The sequence below is a fragment of the Methylophilus sp. genome (genome assembly GCF_052173275.1).
Taxonomy (GTDB): Bacteria; Pseudomonadota; Gammaproteobacteria; order Burkholderiales; family Methylophilaceae; genus Methylophilus.
The window spans coordinates 2,862,403-2,881,170 of the sequence record NZ_JBQMUL010000002.1; the positions used below are offsets into that span (position 1 = coordinate 2,862,403).

Annotated in this window: 19 protein-coding genes; 8 read left to right on the forward strand and 11 right to left on the reverse strand. The window is 49.9% G+C overall.

All coding sequences use genetic code 11. From position 1 onward, the window contains the following. Positions 1-74 precede the first annotated feature (74 nt). The 3 genes from ACTS9Y_RS14920 to ACTS9Y_RS14930 all read left to right on the forward strand — a co-directional run bounded on the left by ACTS9Y_RS14920 (position 75) and on the right by ACTS9Y_RS14930 (position 2,721). On the forward strand, positions 75-788 hold the full coding sequence (locus ACTS9Y_RS14920; RefSeq protein ID WP_442586695.1) for a caspase family protein: 714 nt from the start codon (positions 75-77) through the stop codon (positions 786-788). 215 nt (positions 789-1,003) lie between these two features. Then, positions 1,004-2,041: a CobW family GTP-binding protein gene (locus tag ACTS9Y_RS14925; RefSeq protein ID WP_442586696.1), complete on the forward strand. Its 1,038-nt coding sequence runs from the start codon at positions 1,004-1,006 to the stop codon at positions 2,039-2,041. Positions 2,042-2,196: 155 nt separating this feature from the next. After that, a complete protein-coding gene (locus ACTS9Y_RS14930; protein WP_442586697.1) occupies positions 2,197-2,721 on the forward strand; it encodes a TIGR00645 family protein in 525 nt (174 codons plus the stop codon). 98 nt (positions 2,722-2,819) lie between these two features. Here ACTS9Y_RS14930 and ACTS9Y_RS14935 read toward each other — a convergent pair whose 3' ends face one another. Continuing rightward, complete coding sequence (locus ACTS9Y_RS14935) at positions 2,820-3,527, reverse strand: PEP-CTERM sorting domain-containing protein (RefSeq protein WP_442586698.1); 708 nt, start codon at positions 3,525-3,527, stop codon at positions 2,820-2,822. A 188-nt stretch (positions 3,528-3,715) separates the two neighbouring features. Further along, positions 3,716-4,216, reverse strand: a complete 501-nt coding sequence (locus tag ACTS9Y_RS14940; protein ID WP_442586699.1) for a MarR family winged helix-turn-helix transcriptional regulator — start codon at positions 4,214-4,216, stop codon at positions 3,716-3,718. A 104-nt stretch (positions 4,217-4,320) separates the two neighbouring features. On the opposite strand from ACTS9Y_RS14940, the gene ACTS9Y_RS14945 reads away from it, so the two are divergent. After that, on the forward strand, positions 4,321-4,710 hold the full coding sequence (locus ACTS9Y_RS14945) for a hypothetical protein (protein WP_442586700.1): 390 nt from the start codon (positions 4,321-4,323) through the stop codon (positions 4,708-4,710). 66 nt (positions 4,711-4,776) lie between these two features. After that, positions 4,777-5,505: an MFS transporter gene (locus tag ACTS9Y_RS14950; RefSeq protein ID WP_442586967.1), complete on the forward strand. Its 729-nt coding sequence runs from the start codon at positions 4,777-4,779 to the stop codon at positions 5,503-5,505. 77 nt (positions 5,506-5,582) lie between these two features. Here the strand turns inward: ACTS9Y_RS14950 and ACTS9Y_RS14955 are convergent, their stop codons facing one another. From ACTS9Y_RS14955 to ACTS9Y_RS14970, 4 genes are all read right to left on the reverse strand, one after another. Next, entirely contained in the window at positions 5,583-5,915 is a 333-nt protein-coding gene (locus ACTS9Y_RS14955) for a cupin domain-containing protein (RefSeq protein WP_442586701.1), read from the reverse strand. Positions 5,916-5,951: 36 nt separating this feature from the next. Further along, positions 5,952-8,201: a nitric-oxide reductase large subunit gene (locus tag ACTS9Y_RS14960; RefSeq protein WP_442586702.1), complete on the reverse strand. Its 2,250-nt coding sequence runs from the start codon at positions 8,199-8,201 to the stop codon at positions 5,952-5,954. Between the two features lie 258 nt (positions 8,202-8,459). After that, positions 8,460-9,005, reverse strand: a complete 546-nt coding sequence (locus tag ACTS9Y_RS14965) for a cysteine hydrolase family protein (protein ID WP_442586703.1) — start codon at positions 9,003-9,005, stop codon at positions 8,460-8,462. A 90-nt stretch (positions 9,006-9,095) separates the two neighbouring features. Continuing rightward, positions 9,096-9,872 carry a hypothetical protein gene (locus tag ACTS9Y_RS14970; RefSeq protein ID WP_442586704.1) on the reverse strand — a complete coding sequence of 259 codons (777 nt, stop codon included), beginning with the start codon at positions 9,870-9,872 and terminating at the stop codon, positions 9,096-9,098. Between the two features lie 241 nt (positions 9,873-10,113). On the opposite strand from ACTS9Y_RS14970, the gene ACTS9Y_RS14975 reads away from it, so the two are divergent. Next, complete coding sequence (locus tag ACTS9Y_RS14975; protein WP_442586705.1) at positions 10,114-10,503, forward strand: DUF6232 family protein; 390 nt, start codon at positions 10,114-10,116, stop codon at positions 10,501-10,503. On the opposite strand, the gene ppk2 is transcribed toward ACTS9Y_RS14975, so the two are convergent. Beyond that, the gene (ppk2, locus tag ACTS9Y_RS14980; RefSeq protein WP_442586706.1) at positions 10,504-11,463 is read right to left on the reverse strand and encodes a polyphosphate kinase 2; all 960 of its coding nucleotides are present in this window, start codon (positions 11,461-11,463) and stop codon (positions 10,504-10,506) included. Between the two features lie 171 nt (positions 11,464-11,634). Here ppk2 and ACTS9Y_RS14985 point away from each other — a divergent pair, with 171 nt between their 5' ends. After that, a complete protein-coding gene (locus tag ACTS9Y_RS14985; RefSeq protein WP_442586707.1) occupies positions 11,635-13,254 on the forward strand; it encodes an inorganic phosphate transporter in 1,620 nt (539 codons plus the stop codon). A 59-nt stretch (positions 13,255-13,313) separates the two neighbouring features. Here the strand turns inward: ACTS9Y_RS14985 and ACTS9Y_RS14990 are convergent, their stop codons facing one another. The 4 genes from ACTS9Y_RS14990 to ACTS9Y_RS15005 are packed head-to-tail and all read right to left on the reverse strand — an operon-like array spanning position 13,314 to position 15,659. After that, positions 13,314-13,787 (reverse strand): arsenate reductase ArsC, encoded by a 474-nt coding sequence (locus ACTS9Y_RS14990; RefSeq protein ID WP_442586708.1) that lies wholly within the window; start codon positions 13,785-13,787, stop codon positions 13,314-13,316. Positions 13,788-13,815: 28 nt separating this feature from the next. Continuing rightward, positions 13,816-14,862: an ACR3 family arsenite efflux transporter gene (gene arsB / locus ACTS9Y_RS14995; RefSeq protein ID WP_442586709.1), complete on the reverse strand. Its 1,047-nt coding sequence runs from the start codon at positions 14,860-14,862 to the stop codon at positions 13,816-13,818. Next, positions 14,863-15,321 (reverse strand): ArsI/CadI family heavy metal resistance metalloenzyme, encoded by a 459-nt coding sequence (locus ACTS9Y_RS15000; RefSeq protein WP_442586710.1) that lies wholly within the window; start codon positions 15,319-15,321, stop codon positions 14,863-14,865. Next, positions 15,318-15,659, reverse strand: a complete 342-nt coding sequence (locus tag ACTS9Y_RS15005) for an ArsR/SmtB family transcription factor (protein WP_442586711.1) — start codon at positions 15,657-15,659, stop codon at positions 15,318-15,320. The genes ACTS9Y_RS15000 and ACTS9Y_RS15005 overlap by 4 nt, the downstream gene beginning before the upstream one ends. A 389-nt stretch (positions 15,660-16,048) precedes the next feature. Here ACTS9Y_RS15005 and ACTS9Y_RS15010 point away from each other — a divergent pair, with 389 nt between their 5' ends. Further along, positions 16,049-18,607 (forward strand): methyl-accepting chemotaxis protein, encoded by a 2,559-nt coding sequence (locus ACTS9Y_RS15010; protein ID WP_442586712.1) that lies wholly within the window; start codon positions 16,049-16,051, stop codon positions 18,605-18,607. The last annotated feature ends 161 nt before the right edge of the window (positions 18,608-18,768 follow it).

The following is an 18,768-nucleotide window of genomic DNA, read 5'->3' on the forward strand; positions in this document are numbered from 1 at the left end:
AAAGACTCCAGCATTGTCCAAGCAAAATATCGATAATTTCCTGCAATCTGAATCTACTTAAAAGTGAGAACCTAATGAAAAGAAAAGCTTTATTAATAGGTAATACGCAGGGTTTAAATGGAGTAAAAGTCGATTTAGACAAATTCAGAGCCTTTCTTCTGAGCGAAATAGGCGGAAGTTGGAATGAAAAAGAAATTGATACTTTAGTAAATCCTCAGAAAATTACACTTCGAAGTAATTTAGATATTATTCGTAGACAACAATATGATTATTGTGTGGTAGTTTTTAGCGGTCACGGAGGCTACTTACGCCAAACTGTTTTGGAAATAAATGCGCAAGGTGAGAAGATTGAAGAGTCACTACTAAAAAATTTATCCTCGAGGCAGCTTAATATTTATGATTGCTGCAGAGTTCAATTAAGACCTGTATATGAGGGCTATGCGCAAGACTCGCTTGCAAATCTAATTAGAAAATCTCAAAGTACTGTTCGAGAGCGATATGATAATAGAATAATGCAGGCGATACCTCAGCAGGCATCACTTTACTCATGCTCAATTGGAGAGGCTTCATACGACACATCGACTGGCGGAGTTTATCTATCCAACTTCCTTGATGCAGCTAAGAAAATTAGTCCTAGCTATGCCTTTAAAACTGTAGGGCTTGCACATCAAGAAAGTATTGATCCAACTCAAAAATTTGCCTTATCTCAAGGTGGAAAACAGAATCCCGACTCTGTACTTTATAAATGTTTGTCTGAACAGCAGTTAATCATTTCGATTCGACCATAATCTTAAATAATTACAGCACTACTTTAAATGTCCAGTTACCAGATTTATCAGCATTGGTGAGCCAAAGCGGACTCGAAAAGCCTCAATTAATTGAGGCTTCTTGTTTATAAATCCCTTGTCATTTATGACTACACCACCATATAAGTCGAAACACTTAGCACCACCAACAATCATCCGCGTTAAAATACCGCCACACTCGTTTTATTAGAATTCATATGGATAAACGTATCCCCGTCACGCTGCTCACTGGTTTTTTGGGCAGCGGTAAAACCACCCTGCTTAACAAGCTGCTGCATAACCCGGCGATGAAAGACACTGCCGTGATCATCAATGAGCTTGGTGAAGCAGGTTTGGATCAGATTTTTGCCAATAGCCAGATTTCGCAGACCGTTGAGAGCGAGCATGTGGCTGATAACACGGTGTTGTTGAGCTCTGGCTGTTTGTGCTGCTCACTCAAAAACGAGCTGGCTGACACCATGCGCGATTTGTTCTTCAAACGCAGCTTGCAGGCGGTGCCGGAGTTTAACCGTCTGGTGATTGAAACCACCGGCATGGCTGACCCTGGCCCGATATTAGCCAACCTGATGAATGAGCCGGTGATTGAATCGGTTTATAGATTAGACGCAGTAGTCGTCACCATTGATGCCGCCTATGGTTTGCAGCAGATTGAAACGCAGAAAGAAGCGTTGAAACAGGCTGCGGTGGCGGATGTGTTGCTGATCACTAAATCAGACACGGCCACGCCGGAGCAGATTGGCGCTTTGCAGCAAAAACTAAGCGCGATCAACCCGAATGCCACGCAGCAGTTTGTGTCGCATGGCGAGATAAACCCGATGCAGATCATTGACGTGGGGCTGTTTGATTTTGCCAATAAGCAGGCCAACCCGGAGCGCTGGTTGCGTGCGCCGGCCAGTGGTTTCAGCACTGCTAAAAAAGGTACGCTGCCGCAAGCACCGGCGCATGACGATGTGACTACGTTTACCGTCTATTTGCCCAAGCCAATGACGTGGTCGGATTTCAGGGGCGTGATCCTCAAGCTGTGCCAGGTGCATGGTGAGCAGTTATTGCGTTTAAAAGGGATTTTGCATGTGGAAGACGCGCCAGCGCCATTGGCGGTACACGCGGTGCACTTTACGCCCTACCCGCCCACGCTGCTGGAAGGCTGGGATGAAGAGGAACCGATCAGCCGGATTGTGATTATCGGCAAAGGGATTGATGAACAGGCAGTTCGCGAGATGCTGGTTCAGTTTTAAAAAATAAGTGATTTAACGGGCGAATTGTTGCGTTGCGCGGTGCTCGAAATCCTCATGTACTAACTGTACATTGCGGTTTCTGTGCTCCGTGCGCCTTGCACTTCATCCCGCAAAATCACTTATAAAAGTAGTTGTTATATTTATCTGGAGTGTATATGGGACGTTATTTAGAAAGATTAATAGAAGGCTGGATTTTCCAGAGCCGCTGGTTGATGGCGCCAATGTATCTTGGCTTGGTGGGTGGCCTGTTTATTTTGCTGGTGAAATTTGGCCAGGAGTTTTTCCACATTGTTTCGCATTTAGCTTCCTTCTCAGAACAAGAAACCGTGCTTTCGCTGCTGGCGCTGGTGGATATCACGCTGGTCGGCAATTTACTGATCATGGTGATTTTCAGTGGTTATGAAAACTTTGTCTCACGCATTGATACGGCCAACAGTGAAGACAGGCCCGAATGGATGGGTAAAGTCGATTACTCCGGCCTGAAGATCAAGCTGATCGGTTCGATCGTGGCGATTTCTGCGATCGACTTGCTGAAAGCATTTGTGCACCAGAGCTCTGGCACGGCCAGCTTTACGACCGAACAAATGGCCTGGCTGGTGGGCATTCATTTAACATTTATCATCACCGGCGTGCTGTTTGCCTGGATGGATAAAATTGCCGGGCATGGTAAAGATCACTAAGCGGTACTCAAATGAATAAAAAACGGGAGCAGATGCTCCCGTTTTTTATTACCTGTTGCTTTATAGCCTTATAACTTTATTACGTTATAACTGGCGAATTAAGCCTGTTTACGGCGTTTGGCAACTGCACCCACCAAAGCCAGACCAGCAAACATCATGGCGTATGACTCTGGCTCTGGTACTGCCGCAGCAGCAGTCACTGCTGTGTATTGCAGGCTCAGGAAGCCGTTACCGTTGAAAGGCAACTGCCAGCCCTGGCCTGGAATGGTGCTGTTATAGGCATTGCCCAGACCAAAACCTGTGGCATCAACTGTAGTTTGGGTACGTGAAAGCTGAATGCCTGTCACGCTGGCGTCACTGCTGGTCAGGTAAGCAATGTATTTTGTACCTGCATTCAGGCTCAGGCCCAGGTTTTCAAATGACAAGGTGGTGTAACCGCCGGCGGCATTGTAAGTTTCCACCGCGTTAAACGTGGTAGTCAGCAAATTGCTGCCAACCGTATTCACGGCCTGGTTTTGCGCGTTGGTGTCCGGGTTCCACTGGGCAACGTTCAACTGGATAGAGGCTGAAGTATTACCAAGGGCGTAGAAGCTGAAAGAGGACAGCAGGCTGGCTTCGGCCAGTGAAAACACCTGGCCGACTTTGGGGGAGTCACCGCTTGGGTTAGCTGCATTGCCAAACGACGCAAATGGCAAACCTGTGCTGGCGCCAGCTGGCACGTTGGTGTAAACCGCCGCTGAAGCGCTACCGGCGAAAGCCAGCAACAGGCTGGCAACTACTTTCAATTTGAATGCTGATGAGATCATGATGTATTCCTTAAGGTTGGCGATGGCAATGGGTTAGAACACCTTCTAACGCTGCCAAATTACGCCTGGAATATTTCAGATATTTGAAAAAATACGGCCCGGTATAGTCCTAAAAACTACAACTATCTATACGGGATATGGGTGCGAGGCATGCATGTAAATGTTTATAAATACACTGTTAGTCAAACTTACTCAGGCTTGTTATGCAGACCAGTCAACAATTTAGCCAACAGCGTGTCCAGCTGCCTCTGCTCCGCCTGGTTTAATGCAGACAAAGCCTGTTGCTCGTTGGCAACATGCAGCGGCAATAGCTTATCAATGAGCGCCAGCCCAGCCGGGGTAAGCCTGACCAGGATACTGCGTCGGTCTTCGGGCGCACGGCTACGCTCAATTAATCCTTTATTCTCCAGCCTGTCCAATCTGCTGGTCATGGCACCAGAAGAAAGCATCAGGCTTTCATAGAGTGCGGTAGGTGTGAGGGCATATGGCTGACCTGAACGGCGCAAGGTGGCGATCACGTCAAATTCGCCTTGATGCAGTTCGAACTGTGTAGCCAGCGGGTAAAGCCAATCCCGCTCTATCAGTTGTGTTGCTTCCAACAATCTGCCGACTAAAGCCATGACCGCGGCATCGATGTCAGGGCGCTCTTGTTGCCACTGTTCAGTCGCAAGATTCGCTCTATCATTCATTATTATCTCTTTATCAAATTAATTTATAACTTAATCATAGCATTGTATAAGGTTGATATTGTGTATATGATTCCTTATAAAGAATCTTTATGTAGAGATATTGTATGTTTAGCAAGCGCTATGCTGATGTGCTGATAATGATTGCCATTGTGAGCGTCGCCCTGAATCTGCGCCCGGTGATTGCCGCGATTGGGCCACTGCTGGATATGATAGTGGCGGCCACGGGTTTGTCGCATACCTACGCAAGCCTGTTAACCACCCTGCCCGTGTTTGTCATGGGGTTATGCGCGCTATTTGGCCAGCATGTGACTGGCCGCCTGAGTGAACGAAACGGTGTTGCCTTAGGCATAGCGCTCATTGTCGCGGCATGCTGGGCGCGCTACCAGATAACAAGCAGCGCTGGTTTGCTTGTCACTGCTGTGGTGGCCGGTATCGGGATCGCGTTAGCGCAAACCTTGCTGCCTGCATTTATCAAACGTCACTTTGCTACCTAGGCTGGTAACGTATTTGCGCTATATACCACTGGCATCATGGCTGGGGCTGCCATCGCGGCATCTTCGGTGGCCATCGTTGCCGGGCATGGCCGCTGGCCGTTGGCGCTATCCATTTGGGCGCTTCCGGCATTACTTGCTTTTATGCTGTGGTTAAAGGCCACAAAAGGCAAAGCCACATTGATCCAATCTGCCCCCTCTTCTCATTTACCAAAACGAAACTTCTGGCGAAATCAAAGAGCCTGGGAGTTGATGCTGTTTTTTGGCATAGGTACCGGCGCGTATACCCTGGTGCTCGCGTGGCTACCGCCGTTTTATACCAGCCTGGGCTGGCAACCCTCTGCGGCAGGTTTTCTATTAGGCGGGCTGACACTGGCCGAGGTGATCGCAGGGCTGGCCGTCTCAGCCTGGATAGGCAAGTTTAATGACAGGCGCCTGCCACTCTTCACGGTGCTGATACTGCTGATTGCTGGCCTGGCATGCCTGATTTTTGCGCCTTTAAGTTTGGCTTTGCCAGCGAGCTTGCTGTTGGGGTTGGGCATAGGCGCATTGTTTCCTTTGTCACTGATATTGACGCTGGATCATATCGAAGACCCGGCACAGGCAGGTATGCTGACAGCGTTTGTGCAAGGGGGTGGATACATGATCGCCAGTGGTATGCCTTTGCTGGCGGGTGTGCTGCGGGATCAGTTTTCTGACCTGACGCATGCCTGGATAGCCATGCTACTCGGGGCCGTGTTGTTATTGATACTCTGTGCCAGATTCTCGCCAGCTTCATACCGACAGATCGATAGATGATCACTGGGTATGTCGCAGCACCGGTCGGCGTTTAGCCGATGATTTAGCGTTGCTATGTAGCGATATAGATTTAAGCACTACTCGCGTTGCAGCAGGATAGTGATCAGCAGTGTTACATCAGTCAGCGCCTTCACGGTATGCGCCTCACCGACACCGAGATACACCAGGTTGTGCGGCTTGAGCACCCTGATTTCATCCCCTAGCCCCAGTTCTACCTCACCTTCAATGCACTGTATGGTGATGGCACCAGCTGCGGTATGTTCCGGCGTGGTTTTACCTGCGGTTAACACAAACCTGAACACTTCAATGTGGCTTTCACGTATCAGTGTTTCCGATGCGGCAGAATCAAAGTCTGCACCGTATGGGCTGATATCAATAACTTGGCCAGGGGCAAAATGCTGGATACTCATAATGGGTAAGCCTTTAGTTTGACGCGTGTATTGATTTTAACGCGACTGCGCCGGCTTTCCAAATAGGCTTAAGGCAACCTGGCTGGCGATGGCTAATGCGCCCACTATAAACACGACATCGCCGAACGTCCTCACCCAGCGCAAGGTTTGCAAGAGTGGCTGCTGCATAAACGCTTCGCTACGCGCATACCACAGGCCATGCGTAAAACTGGCCTGAAACTGCATGATGCCGATAGGCAGCAGGCTGGTGAAAATCATCAGCAGTAAACCGATATTGAGCGTCCAGAAACTAGTGCGCATCAGTTTCTCGTTAAAGATGGCCTGCGGCCGGATATAACGTAACACCAGCAGGGTGAAGCCTATCGCCAGAAAACCATACACGCCAAACAAGGCGGCGTGCGCATGCACTGCCGTGGTATTGAGGCCCTGGATGTAATACAGCGAAATGGGGGGATTGATTAAAAAGCCGAACACGCCTGCGCCTAACATATTCCAGAAAGCTACTGCGGCAAAGCAGCACAGCGGCCAGCGCAGGTTTTCCAGCCAGGCGGCACGTTTATGCAAATGCCAGTGATGCCAGGCTTCGTGGCTGAGCACCAGCAAAGGCACTACTTCAAGCGCACTGAAACTGGCGCCTATCGCCATCACCGGCGTCGTGGTACCTGAAAAGTAAAGGTGATGGAAAGTGCCGGGGATACCGCCCACCATAAACAGCGATGCCGAAGCCAGGCTGGCAGTTGTGGCTACCGTGCGTGACACCAGGCCCAGCGACATGAAAATATAGGCCAGCGCGGCGGTGGCAAATACCTCAAAAATGCCTTCTACCCACAAATGCACCACCCACCAGCGCCAGTACTCCATCACCGAGAGATTACTGTGCTCACCGTAAAACAGGCCGGTGCCATAAAACAGGCCAATCGCGATCACAGACGCCGTCAGCAATGCCAGCAGGTTTTTGTCGCTGTCTTTCGCCTTGAGCGCGGGGATCATGCAGCGCAGCATCAGGCCCAGCCACAGCAACAGCCCGACAAACAAGGCGATCTGCCAGAAACGCCCGAGGTCGATATATTCATAGCCCTGATGCCCGAACCAGAAATTGAATGCGCCAGGCATCAGGTTAGCGATAGCTGAATATTGGCCGAGGAAAGAGCCGACGACTACGATCAGCAAGGCGACAAACAGGCTGTTCACACCTAGCTTTTGATAAGCCGGATCTTTGCCGCCGTTGATGATGGGTGCAAGAAACAACCCGGCTGCCAGAAAGCCGGTGGCTATCCAGAACAAGGCACTCTGGATATGCCAGGTACGCGTCAGTGAATAAGGGAACCACTGCGAGACATCAACACCATAGAATTCCTGGCCTTCAACCGTGTAATGCGCGGTGAACCCGCCGATAAACACCTGGAAAACCAGCAATGCCACCACAACAAACAGGTACTTGCCCAATGCCTGCTGCGAAGGCGTTAAGCTAAAACTGCTGATCGGGTCAAGCTTGCCGGCCTTGGGCGGCACATCATCCTCTTTACGCAATATAGACCAGCCCAGAATCAACAAGCCTATGCCTGCCAGTAAAAATACAATACTACCCAGGGACCACAGCATATTTTCACTGCTGGGCTGGTTATCGATCAGCGGTTCGTGCGGCCAGTTATTGGTGTAGGTCACTGTGCTATCAGCACGTTCTGTCGCGGCTGCCCACGCTGTCCAGAAGAAAAAATAAGCCATCTTTTGCCTGGCTTCGGCAGCTGGCAAAGTGTTGTCCTTCATGGCATAGGCGACGCGGGTTTTCTTGAGTGCAGGCGCGTCAGAAAATAAGGCTTCGTAATAGGCGGCGGTCTGTTGCACAGCCTGGGCGCGGCGAGGTGTCAGCGTTAAAGTGCCCTGCGCATCCAGCCGGTTGCTGCGGTACTCTTGTTTGAGCAACGCACGCAGGCCAGCTTGCTTGACCGGGTCTAGCATGGCGTAGTTTGCAGTGTAATTTTCTTGAGCGGCCAGATCCAGCCAGTTGACCAGTTCACGGTGCAACCAGTCGGCCGTCCAGTCTGGCGCCTGGTAAGCGCCATGCCCCCAGATGGAACCCACCTGCATGCCGCCTATGGATTGCCAGTGTGACTGCCCTGCCAGGATATCGGCTTCTGCAAAGTTGAGGCGCTGGTCACCGCTCACCACACTGGCAGGTACTGGTGGCGCAGAACGGTAAATCTCCGCCCCCATGTAACCCAGGATAGTAAACGTAGCTATCAGTACGGCAATTAAAATAAGCCAAAGCTTTTTATAAATCCCCATGAGGCACTCTCTTTTCTTATCAGGCTGGGAGGAGCGAAGGTTGTACTCTCAGCATAAATTATTCATGTGACTGCGATGTTATGCAAGCCTAAGCATACATAACAGGCGCACATCTATATTTGCGATAGATCAACCTGCCAGCTTTGTGTAGAGATAGATTTGCCTAAATGTGGGAAAAGCGATGGATGCGATGTGACCAATCAAAAAGGCCGGTTTCCCGGCCCTGTTTTTTACAGCGTGCACTGCCAGAAAGCGTGATTAAAAAAGATATTTTTCGGTAGAGATCACTGAGCCATAACCGAATGCAAAAGCAGCCATCATGGCAGCATGCACTTGCGCAGCGGGGATATTCACGCCGTCAAACTCCAGGTCCAGCGTGGCACAGGCATCGTGCAATATGGTGGCGACATAGCCCATATCTACCGCCGCGCGGACGACGGCATCGACACACATATGGCTCATTGCGCCAATCACAATCACTTCTTCCACACCCTGTGCATCCAGTTGCTGTTTCAGGTCAGTATCGCGGAAAGCGTTGATGTGATTCTTGACGATCACCACTTCACCTGCCAGCGGCGCAACGGCAGGCTGGATTTCAACCCCAGGCGTGCCCGGCACAAATACCGGCGCTTCTCCGTTGGCGAACTCGTGACGGATATGAAAGACAGGAATGCCTTTTTGACGGGCATCGGCAATGACGCTTGCTGCATTGGCGGCAGCGGCTTCAATACCAGCAAGCGGCAGTTTGCCGGTAGGCAGATATTCGTTTTGCAGATCAACCACGATCACACCACTTTTATTCATATTGCGCTCCTGTAAATGTTCAAGATACCCTGATGTGAGCTGTTCCACCACCCGCTGTGAAGCAGCCTGGAATAAATGGCAATATTGAAATCAATTCCCTTCTGTAGCGATATTTAACCTGTTGTATTCACTGGTATTTTCCGAGGCGTAGCATTCCAGTACCTTGGAGTCATTTGCCTTGAATTTAATGCTTTCGATGGCATTAATATTCTTCTCAAAAGCGGGGTCTAGCTCGCCGCACTTTTTGGCCCGGTTGCTCACAAAGTGCAGATAATCCTTTTTGTTCAATTCTGACCTGATAGAACCATCATTCAGCAAGTTGGTATAAGCGCGTCTCAACCTGAGTTCAGACACACTCCACAGGCTGAAAGTGATCTGGTTGGTAGACACATTCACAATCGGCCGCAGGTCTTCTACAGGCGCTGGCTCAGGTTTTGGCGGAGGCACATTTTCGGCGACCGGCGCTGGTGGTGGCGTGACGACGGCGGGCTCAGCCGGCACTGGTAATTTTTCAATATCGGCAGGTTTTGTGACTGGCGGCGCTTTTGCGGGTGCAACCGCATTTTCGGTTTCTTCTTCAATGTCGGGTAGCGCTATCTGTTGCTCTGCCTTGGTCAGGGAATCTTCCACCGCGCTTAATGGCTCGACTACCGGGGCGGGCTCAGGCTGTTGCCAGCTGAACAACACCAGGCCTAGCACGACCAGGCCGGTCAAATAGAACAATATGGTCGCGATAAAGTTGAATTTTTCATTCGCCGTATTTTCGCTGCCGCAATTGGGGCAGTTGGACGATACCGCCTCCTCTTTTGGATACCATATAAATCCGCATGCATTGCAGACCTTGTGAAGTCGAAGAAATAGGCTCATCAGGTTCTCTTATTGTTATTTAAAAATCATCTCATTTAAAGCCACTGCTTATGTGCATTGTAACTCCAGGCTACTATCGTCTGGGTGAAGCATTATTTTAGGTCCTGACAGTTGAGATTAGTTCACCCTTATTTTACCTGTATCGCTCTCAATAGAACTCCCCTCAAAAGACTTCGGGATGAATTTAAATGCACGCCCGGGGTCCGTATGATTAATATGACTAGAAACAAAGGTGGGGAAAATGGAAGAAACCGTATTTTTTAATTTTAACGGCATTATCGTCAGCAATAGCCGTTTTATCGTGCGCACACAGACTTACGCCATGCAGAGTGTCACTTCGGTAAAACCCGGCATCGTGCAACCATCGCGAGGCGTGGCGATGGCATTTCTGTTGGTTGGCATGCTATTGCTGATCGCCGAATTACTGGAGTTGTTTGATAAAGGCGTGTTACTGGTTGCCGGTGTTGTTGCCATTGTCATCGGGCTGATCGCCTGGTATCTGGAAAAACCCAGATACTCGGTGATCTTGCACACATCAGCAGGCGAGCATCACGCCCTGGTCAGCGACAAGAAACAGGACATTGAACATGTGCTACAGGCGCTGAACCAGGCGATTGTGAGCCGGGGTTAGTTAATATTTAGCCGGTACGAACATCTCTTTAGGCACTGGTCCACGGATGTAATCCGGATTGTGTACGCGTTTAGGCAACACCACTGAAGGGTGCTCTACTTTGTCGTACTCGATCTGACTCAGTAAATGGTTGATGCAGTTCAGCCGCGCTTTCTTCTTATCCACCGCTTCGATCACCCACCAAGGCGCTTCCGGGATATGCGTGCGTTCCAGCATGATCTCCTTGGCTTTGGTGTATTGCTCCCACAGACGGCGCGATTCCAGATCCATAGGGCTGAGTTTCCATTGCTTGAGCGGGTCCTGGATGCGCGTCATAAAGCGTAAGTGCTGTTCGTCATCGGTGATAGAGAACCAGTACTTGATGAGGATGATGCCGGAGCGCACCAGCATCTTTTCAAATTCCGGCACCGAGCGGAAAAATTCTTCGTATTCGTCTTCGTTACAGAAGCCCATCACCTTCTCCACTCCGGCGCGGTTATACCAGCTACGGTCAAACAGCACGATCTCCCCGCCGGCGGGCAGGTGCGAAATATAGCGCTGGAAATACCATTGCGTGCGTTCACGCTCGCTAGGGGCTGGCAATGCAGCGACGCGACAGACGCGCGGGTTCAGGCGTTGCGTGATACGTTTGATCACGCCACCCTTGCCTGCGGCATCCCTGCCCTCGAACAGCACCACGACTTTCAGTTTGTTGTGCACCACCCAGTCTTGCAGTTTGACCAGTTCACCTTGCAGCCGGAACAATTCTTTAAAGTAGATCTGGCGGTCTGACAGGGTTTCAGTGTGTACCTGATCCAGGCCGGTAGCCGTGGCATATTCAGCCAGCAACTGGTCCATACGCTGATCATCCAGTTCCATCTCCAGCTCCTCATCAAAACTATCCAGCATTTCATTATGCAATTGCGCCTCACTAAATCGATCATCATTAGTGGAGAGTTCATCAGCGTTTTCAATGGTCATGGTTGCTTCCGTGAGCGAGATTGAAGTTCAAACTGAAAATGCTAAATTTCATTTATGACAGTTTGATGACTATTTGTCTTTTACCTGCTGATGACCAGCAATCAACTGTCATCAATTTGTCACATTAAAAATCAATACTCGAGGCTCTCGATAAAAATTCAGGCGAATATTATGAATACTTCATCTGCCAGTGCCTCATCGTTACATAGCACGTCTAAACCCAATCTTGATAACAAACCGGGCTTGCTCACCAAAGCGATCTTCATCGGTTTATTGGTTTTGGGCCTGATTTATACCGGCTTTAGCCTGATGCACGATGTCAACGATACCGGCGCCAGCACCACTACCTGGCTGCCATTTATCTTGCTGGGTGTGGCCCTGGTGATCGCACTGGCATTTGAGTTCGTCAATGGTTTTCATGACACGGCAAATGCGGTGGCGACAGTGATTTACACGCACTCATTACCTGCCAATTTCGCAGTGATCTGGTCTGGCACCTTCAACTTCCTCGGTGTGCTGGTCTCCAGTGGCGCAGTGGCATTCGGGATTATTTCGCTGTTGCCGGTGGAGTTGATCCTGCAAGTCGGCTCAGGGGCTGGCTTTGCCATGGTGTTTGCTTTACTGATTGCCGCTATTTTGTGGAATTTGGGTACCTGGCTGCTGGGGTTACCTGCTTCTTCATCACACACCTTGATCGGTTCGATCATTGGCGTAGGCGTGGCGAATGCGTTGATGCATGGCCGTGACGGCACTAGCGGCGTCGATTGGGCACAAGCCACCAAAATCGGCTACTCATTACTACTCTCCCCTATTATCGGTTTTTTCTTTGCGGCTTTCTTGCTGCTGGCGCTAAAAGCATTTGTCAAAAGCAAAGAGCTTTACCAGGAGCCTAAAGGCAACAAACCACCACCATTGTGGATACGCGGTTTGCTGATCCTGACCTGTACCGGTGTTTCGTTCGCCCATGGCTCCAATGATGGCCAAAAAGGCATGGGCCTGATCATGTTGATCTTGGTGGGGACGGTGCCTATGGCGTATGCCTTGAACCGTGCCATGCCGGTAGACCAGATGACGCAGTTTGTGGCGGTGGCACACGTCACCCAGCAATCACTGGAACTACACAGCTCTGCTACCCCGCCTGCCAGCAATGACGCGGCCCGCCATACGCTGACTGAATATGTACGCACCAAGGCGGTGACATCGGAACTGATCCCTGCCCTGGCGGCCATGACCGGCAGTATCGGCGACCAGGTCAAATCACACGGCACCTTTGCCGAAGTGCCTGCCGAGCAAGTGGGCAACGTGCGTAACGATATGTACCTGGTTTCAGAGGCTATCCGCTTCCTGGATAAAGATCAGACAGTGAAATTTGACGACGACACCAAAGCCAACGTGACTGCCTTCAAAAAAGAAATCGATAAAGCCACTAAATTTATTCCGCTATGGGTAAAAGTGGCGGTTGCGATTGCGCTGGGCTTAGGCACCATGGTGGGCTGGAAACGCATTGTGGTGACTGTGGGTGAGAAGATCGGCAAGACACATTTAACCTACGGCCAAGGTGCTTCTGCCGAACTGGTGGCGATGACCATGATCGGTGCGGCGGATATGTACGGTTTACCGGTATCGACCACGCACGTGTTGTCATCAGGGGTGGCAGGTACCATGGCCGCGAATAAATCCGGCTTGCAGATGTCCACCATCCGTAATCTGTTGATGGCCTGGGTGCTGACATTGCCGATGGCGATGATATTATCCGGCAGCCTGTACTGGGTGTTCACACACCTGTTCTAAACAAACCTCACCAAGTTCAAAAGGGCTGATACCTCAGGTATCGGCTTTTTTTATTTGCATTAAACAATATTGGCAATCTGGTCCAATCCGTCTTTCAGCTGTTGTGCATCGTTTAATACCTGCGGATCCAGTTGAAGGAACGCCAGGATACGCGCATTTAAAATACGGTAAGCCGCCTCAAAACTGGCATTGATTTCTGCGTCTGTGCCGGTGGCTTTAGCAGGGTCATCCACACCCCAGTGCGCTCTGAGTACATTGCCCAGATAGGCCGGGCACGTTTCACCTGCGGCATTGCCGCACACCGTGATCACAATATCCGGCGTGGCTGGTAAATCATGCCACGACTTGCTGTAATAGCCTGCTGTGGCAATGCCTTTTGCTGTCAGTAATGCCAGTGAGCGCGGATGTACTTCGCCGGTTGGCTGGCTGCCGGCACTCATGGCCCGCATATGCGCGGGTGCCAGATGATTGAATGTGGCCTCCGCAATGATAGAGCGGCAGGAATTACCTGTACAAAGGAATAGGATATTCATGGAGAGTTTCGCCGGAAGGCCTAGATGATTAACTGTTTTCGTACCAGTGACGGCTACGATTGACGATAAAAACGACAGAGAGCATGACTGGCACTTCGATCAGTACACCGACGACGGTCGCGAGCGCGGCGCCAGAATGAAAGCCGAACAATGCAATGGCCGTTGCGACTGCCAACTCAAAAAAGTTTGAAGCGCCTATCAGGGCAGAAGGCGCTGCCACACAATGCGCTACCTTGAGTTTTTTATTCAGCCAATAAGCCAGCATGGCATTGAAATACACCTGGATCAGGATAGGCACAGCTAGCAAGGCGATGATAAATGGCTGGGCAATGATCTGCTGCCCTTGAAAACCAAACAGTAACACCAGCGTGGCCAGCAATGCAGACAGGGAAACTGGCTGTATACGCTTGATCAGACGGTCGATGAATTTCTCGCAACCAGAGAACATGACCTCACGCACAAACTGGCTGATCACGACAGGCACGATGATGAATAACAACACAGATAAAAACAGTGTTTCCCACGGCACGGCAATGCGCGACAGACCCAGTAGCAAAGCCACCAGCGGTGCAAAAGCAAACAGCATGATCGCATCATTGAGTGCGACCTGCGACAGCGTGAACCTGGGTTCGCCACCACACAAGCCACTCCAGACAAATACCATGGCAGTACATGGCGCTGCGGCCAGAAGGATCAAGCCAGCGATGTAACTGTCTATCTGCGCTGCCGGCAGCAGGTCACCAAACAGGTGGCGGATAAATACCCACGCCAGCAAAGCCATTGAAAAAGGCTTCACCATCCAGTTGATGAATAACGTCACGCCTATGCCCCGACGATGCGCCAGCACATCCGCCATGGTTTTGAAATCAATCTTTAGCAGCATGGGGACGATCATCAACCAGATCAGCACAGCCACAGGCAAGTTGACTTCAGCAACGTTGAGTGCACCTAACGTTTGAAAGAAATCAGGGAATAGCTTGCCCAGCGTAAGCCCTGCCAGAATGCAAGCCAGCACCCACCATGTCAGGTTACGTTCAAAGCGGCTGATCGGGCTGGGTACAGTGATGACATTCATTTAGCAGCACTGCTTTCTTGTGGCGATCTCAATCTTTTGCACAGCAGGAATGCAGCAAGCCGTGCCAGGCTCGGTAGATGCTTGACCATTGAATGTAGGCGCATGATCGAGTGTGCGATAGGTTTCCCAGGCAATGCCGGAAGGGTCTTGCACCCAATGCTTGTCTGATTTCGCATAGCAGCAGGTCGTGCCCGCTTCAGTCAGCAGGCTCAGTTCAGCCTTTTCTAAACGCTGCCTGATCTCCTCAAGCTCAGGCTCACTCTCAACCTGAATACCGATATGGTCCAGGCCAGCCTTAGCGCCACGCTTGCTAATAGCAAAGTTGATTAACGGGTCATCCAGCATCCATTTGGCATAGTCAGGCTTGGATACCGTTGGGGATGCGCCAAAAAGATCGCTATAGAAACCAATACTTTGAGCAATGTCATCGACCGAGACATGCAAATGCATACGTTTCATTGTGCATTCCCTTTCTCGGGGTTGCAGTTAGTGACACCGGGGCAGCATTCAGTGACACCAGCACAGCAATTCTCAGTCAGGTATGCAAGTAAGCCATTCATCGCGGCATAGTTTGCGGTGTAGTAAATAAATCTGCTGACCTGACGCGAGTGAATCATGCCAGCATGGCTGAGTTCTTTGAGATGAAACGAGAGCGTGCTGGGCGGTATCTTGAGTTTTTCTCCAATACTGCCGGCTGGTAGCCCTTCTATGCCAGCCTGAACCAGTAAACGGAAGATCTCCAAACGCGCTTCCTGAGCGATTGATGAGAGTTGAGTCACTGCTGATTGAATATCCATAGATTCCATATTTCCATAAATATAGAAATATTACAAGCTGTGATATTCAAATGAATCACGCCAACACTGCAATCACATCGCGATCATGAACGTGTTCAAGAGAGCCTCTTTTGATTCAAAACAAAAGAATTTTTATTTATTCAAAATCTGAATCTGCTATTAAAAATGATGCGTTAAAACTAAGAGAGGCACACTCATCAACCTTCGTTAAGTATGTAAATAGATTTACGCAAATCGAAAAACAAAGGGCAAAAACCTGCTTTCGTGATGGAAATGGAGCATAAACCTGCGCTTTTTCGGCAAATCCTTTTATCTATGTTCAGTATTTAATATACGTTAGATAACGAGCAACAATAATTAAAACCTAACTTGCAGTGAGGCCAATACATATGAGTATCGATTTTCTGAACAAACTGACTGGTAAAACCGCTAAAACCAGCGACGTCAAACATCGTGATGATAGCGGGCAGATACAAGCCATTCATCAGGTGATGGGCGTGATCGAGTTTGACCTGCGCGGCAATATCCTGGCGGTGAATGATAACTTTGCTGCGGTGACCGGTTACAGCAAGCAGGAAATCATAGGCCAGCATCACAGCCTGTTTGTTGACCCGGACTATAAGCAAAGCGCTGAATATAAACAGTTCTGGGAAAGTCTTGGTCGCGGTAAAGCAGATAACGGCCAGTTCAGAAGAATAGGTAAAGGCGGTAAAGAGATCTGGCTGGAAGCCAGCTATGTGCCGGTGAGCGATGAAACTGGCAAATCATACAAAGTCATCAAATATGCCTTCGACATCACGGCCGAGAAACAGCGTGACGCAGAGTCACAAGGGCAAATCTCCGCCATTAACAAGATCATGGGCGTAATCGAGTTTGACCTCAAAGGCAATATCCTGGCCGTCAATGCTAATTTTGCCAGCGTCACCGGTTACAACAAGGAACAGATTGTTGGCCAGCACCATAGCCTGTTTGTAGAAACTGCTTACAAAAACAGCCCGGAATACAGGCAGTTCTGGGAAGACCTGGGCAATGGCAAAGCCATCGAAGGCCAATTCAAGCGCGTGGGTAATGGTGGCCGGGAAATCTGGTTGCAGGCCAGCTACAACCCTATCCTGGATACGACCGGCAAGCCTTTCAAAATCGTAAAATATGCCACTGATATCACCGTCAGCCAACTCAGGAATTCAGATTATTCGGGCCAGATCAATGCGATTGCCAAAGTGATGGGCGTGATCACCTTTGATCTGAAAGGCAATATCACGGATGTGAATGATAATTTTGCATCTGTCACCGGTTATAGCCGCGAAGATATCCTGGGCAAGCACCACAGCCTGTTTGTGGATACGGCTTACAGAAACAGCACGGAATACAAACAATTCTGGGAAAACCTGGGCAATGGCAAGGCCGATGAAGGCCAATATAAACGGGTTGGTAAAGGTGGCAGGGAAATCTGGCTGCAAGCCAGTTACAACCCGATCTTTGATGCGACCGGCAAGCCTTTCAAGGTAGTGAAATACGCTACCGAGATCACTAAAGAAAAACTCAAGAACGCAGACTACTCTGGCCAGATTAACGCGATTGACAAAGTCATGGGCGTGATCGCGTTTGACCTGACAGGTAAGATCATTGATGTGAATGACAACTTTGCCGCCGTCACCGGCTATACCAAACAGGAAATCATCGGCAAGCACCATAGCCTGTTTGTAGACCCTGTGTACAAAAGCAGCCAGGAATACAGACAGTTCTGGGAAAACCTGGGCAAAGGCAAAGCGGATGAAGGCCAATATAAACGCGTGGGTAAAGACGGCAAAGAAATCTGGCTGCAAGCGAGCTACAACCCTATTCTGAATTCCGACGGCGAACCATTCAAAGTCGTGAAGTATGCAACGGATATCACCAGTAAAGTAGCCGAAGCCAACGCCATGAAACTGGCGGTGCAGGAAACCGCTGAAGTGGTTGCGGCCACCAAGAGTGGCGACCTGACACAAAGGATAGTCACAGATAACAAACAAGGCGAAATCAAAACCCTGTGTGAGGGTGTCAACACTATCGTAGATGAAATGACTGAGATCTTATCTGCGATCAGGGTCGCTGGTGAAGCGATCAGTTCGGCCGCCTCACAGATTTCACATGGCAATAATGATTTATCCCAACGCACTGAAGAGCAGGCCAGCTCACTGCAGGAAACCGCTTCCAGCATGGAAGAAATCGCTTCTAATGTAAAAAATAATGCTGAAAATGCACAACAGGCCAACCAGATGACCGACCAGGCCAGCAACATTGCAGCCAAAGGTGGCGAGGTATTTGGCAAAGTGGTGTCCACCATGTCAGAAATCACTGAAAGCTCTTCACGCATTGAAGAAATCATTTCGGTGATTGACAGTATCGCCTTCCAGACCAATATCCTGGCGTTGAATGCCGCCGTTGAGGCCGCGCGTGCGGGCGAGCAAGGTCGCGGCTTTGCCGTGGTCGCCAGCGAAGTGCGTAACCTGGCACAACGCTCTGCCAGCGCCGCCAAGGAAATCAAGTTGCTGATCAATGACTCCGCCGCCAAAGTCGCTAACGGCTCTACCTATGTTGAGCAGGCCAGTGGCACCATGGAAGATTTGGTCACGGTGATTGAACGCTTCTCGCAACTGATCAGCGAAATCACAGCCGCTTCGGTGGAGCAAAGCAGTGGTATTGACCAGATCAATATGGCCGTTTCAAAAATGGATGAAGTCACCCAGCAAAATGCCGCGCTGGTTGAAGAAGCGGCAGCTGCTGCGATGTCACTGGTGGATCAGTCAGAAAAACTGCAAGAAACTGTCAGTCATTATCAATTCCTCTCCACTGGCTCCGCTACATCTTCTGGCAAAGCTTCCACGTCACAATTGCAATCCAGAAGCCAAAGTTATGCACAAAAGGCCAGAACCGGTTCGGATAAAGCTGGTTGGGACGCTTTTTAACCCTATCGTAGTGACATGATTGAATAAAAAAACCCGTCTGTTGACGGGTTTTTTTATTGTGGCTTGTCTCTGGCTGTTTCAATATATTTTGCATACACAAATGGGCCCTGATCTTTATCTGGGCTGGTTTTAAAGAAAATAGCCACGATATCGGCTGATAG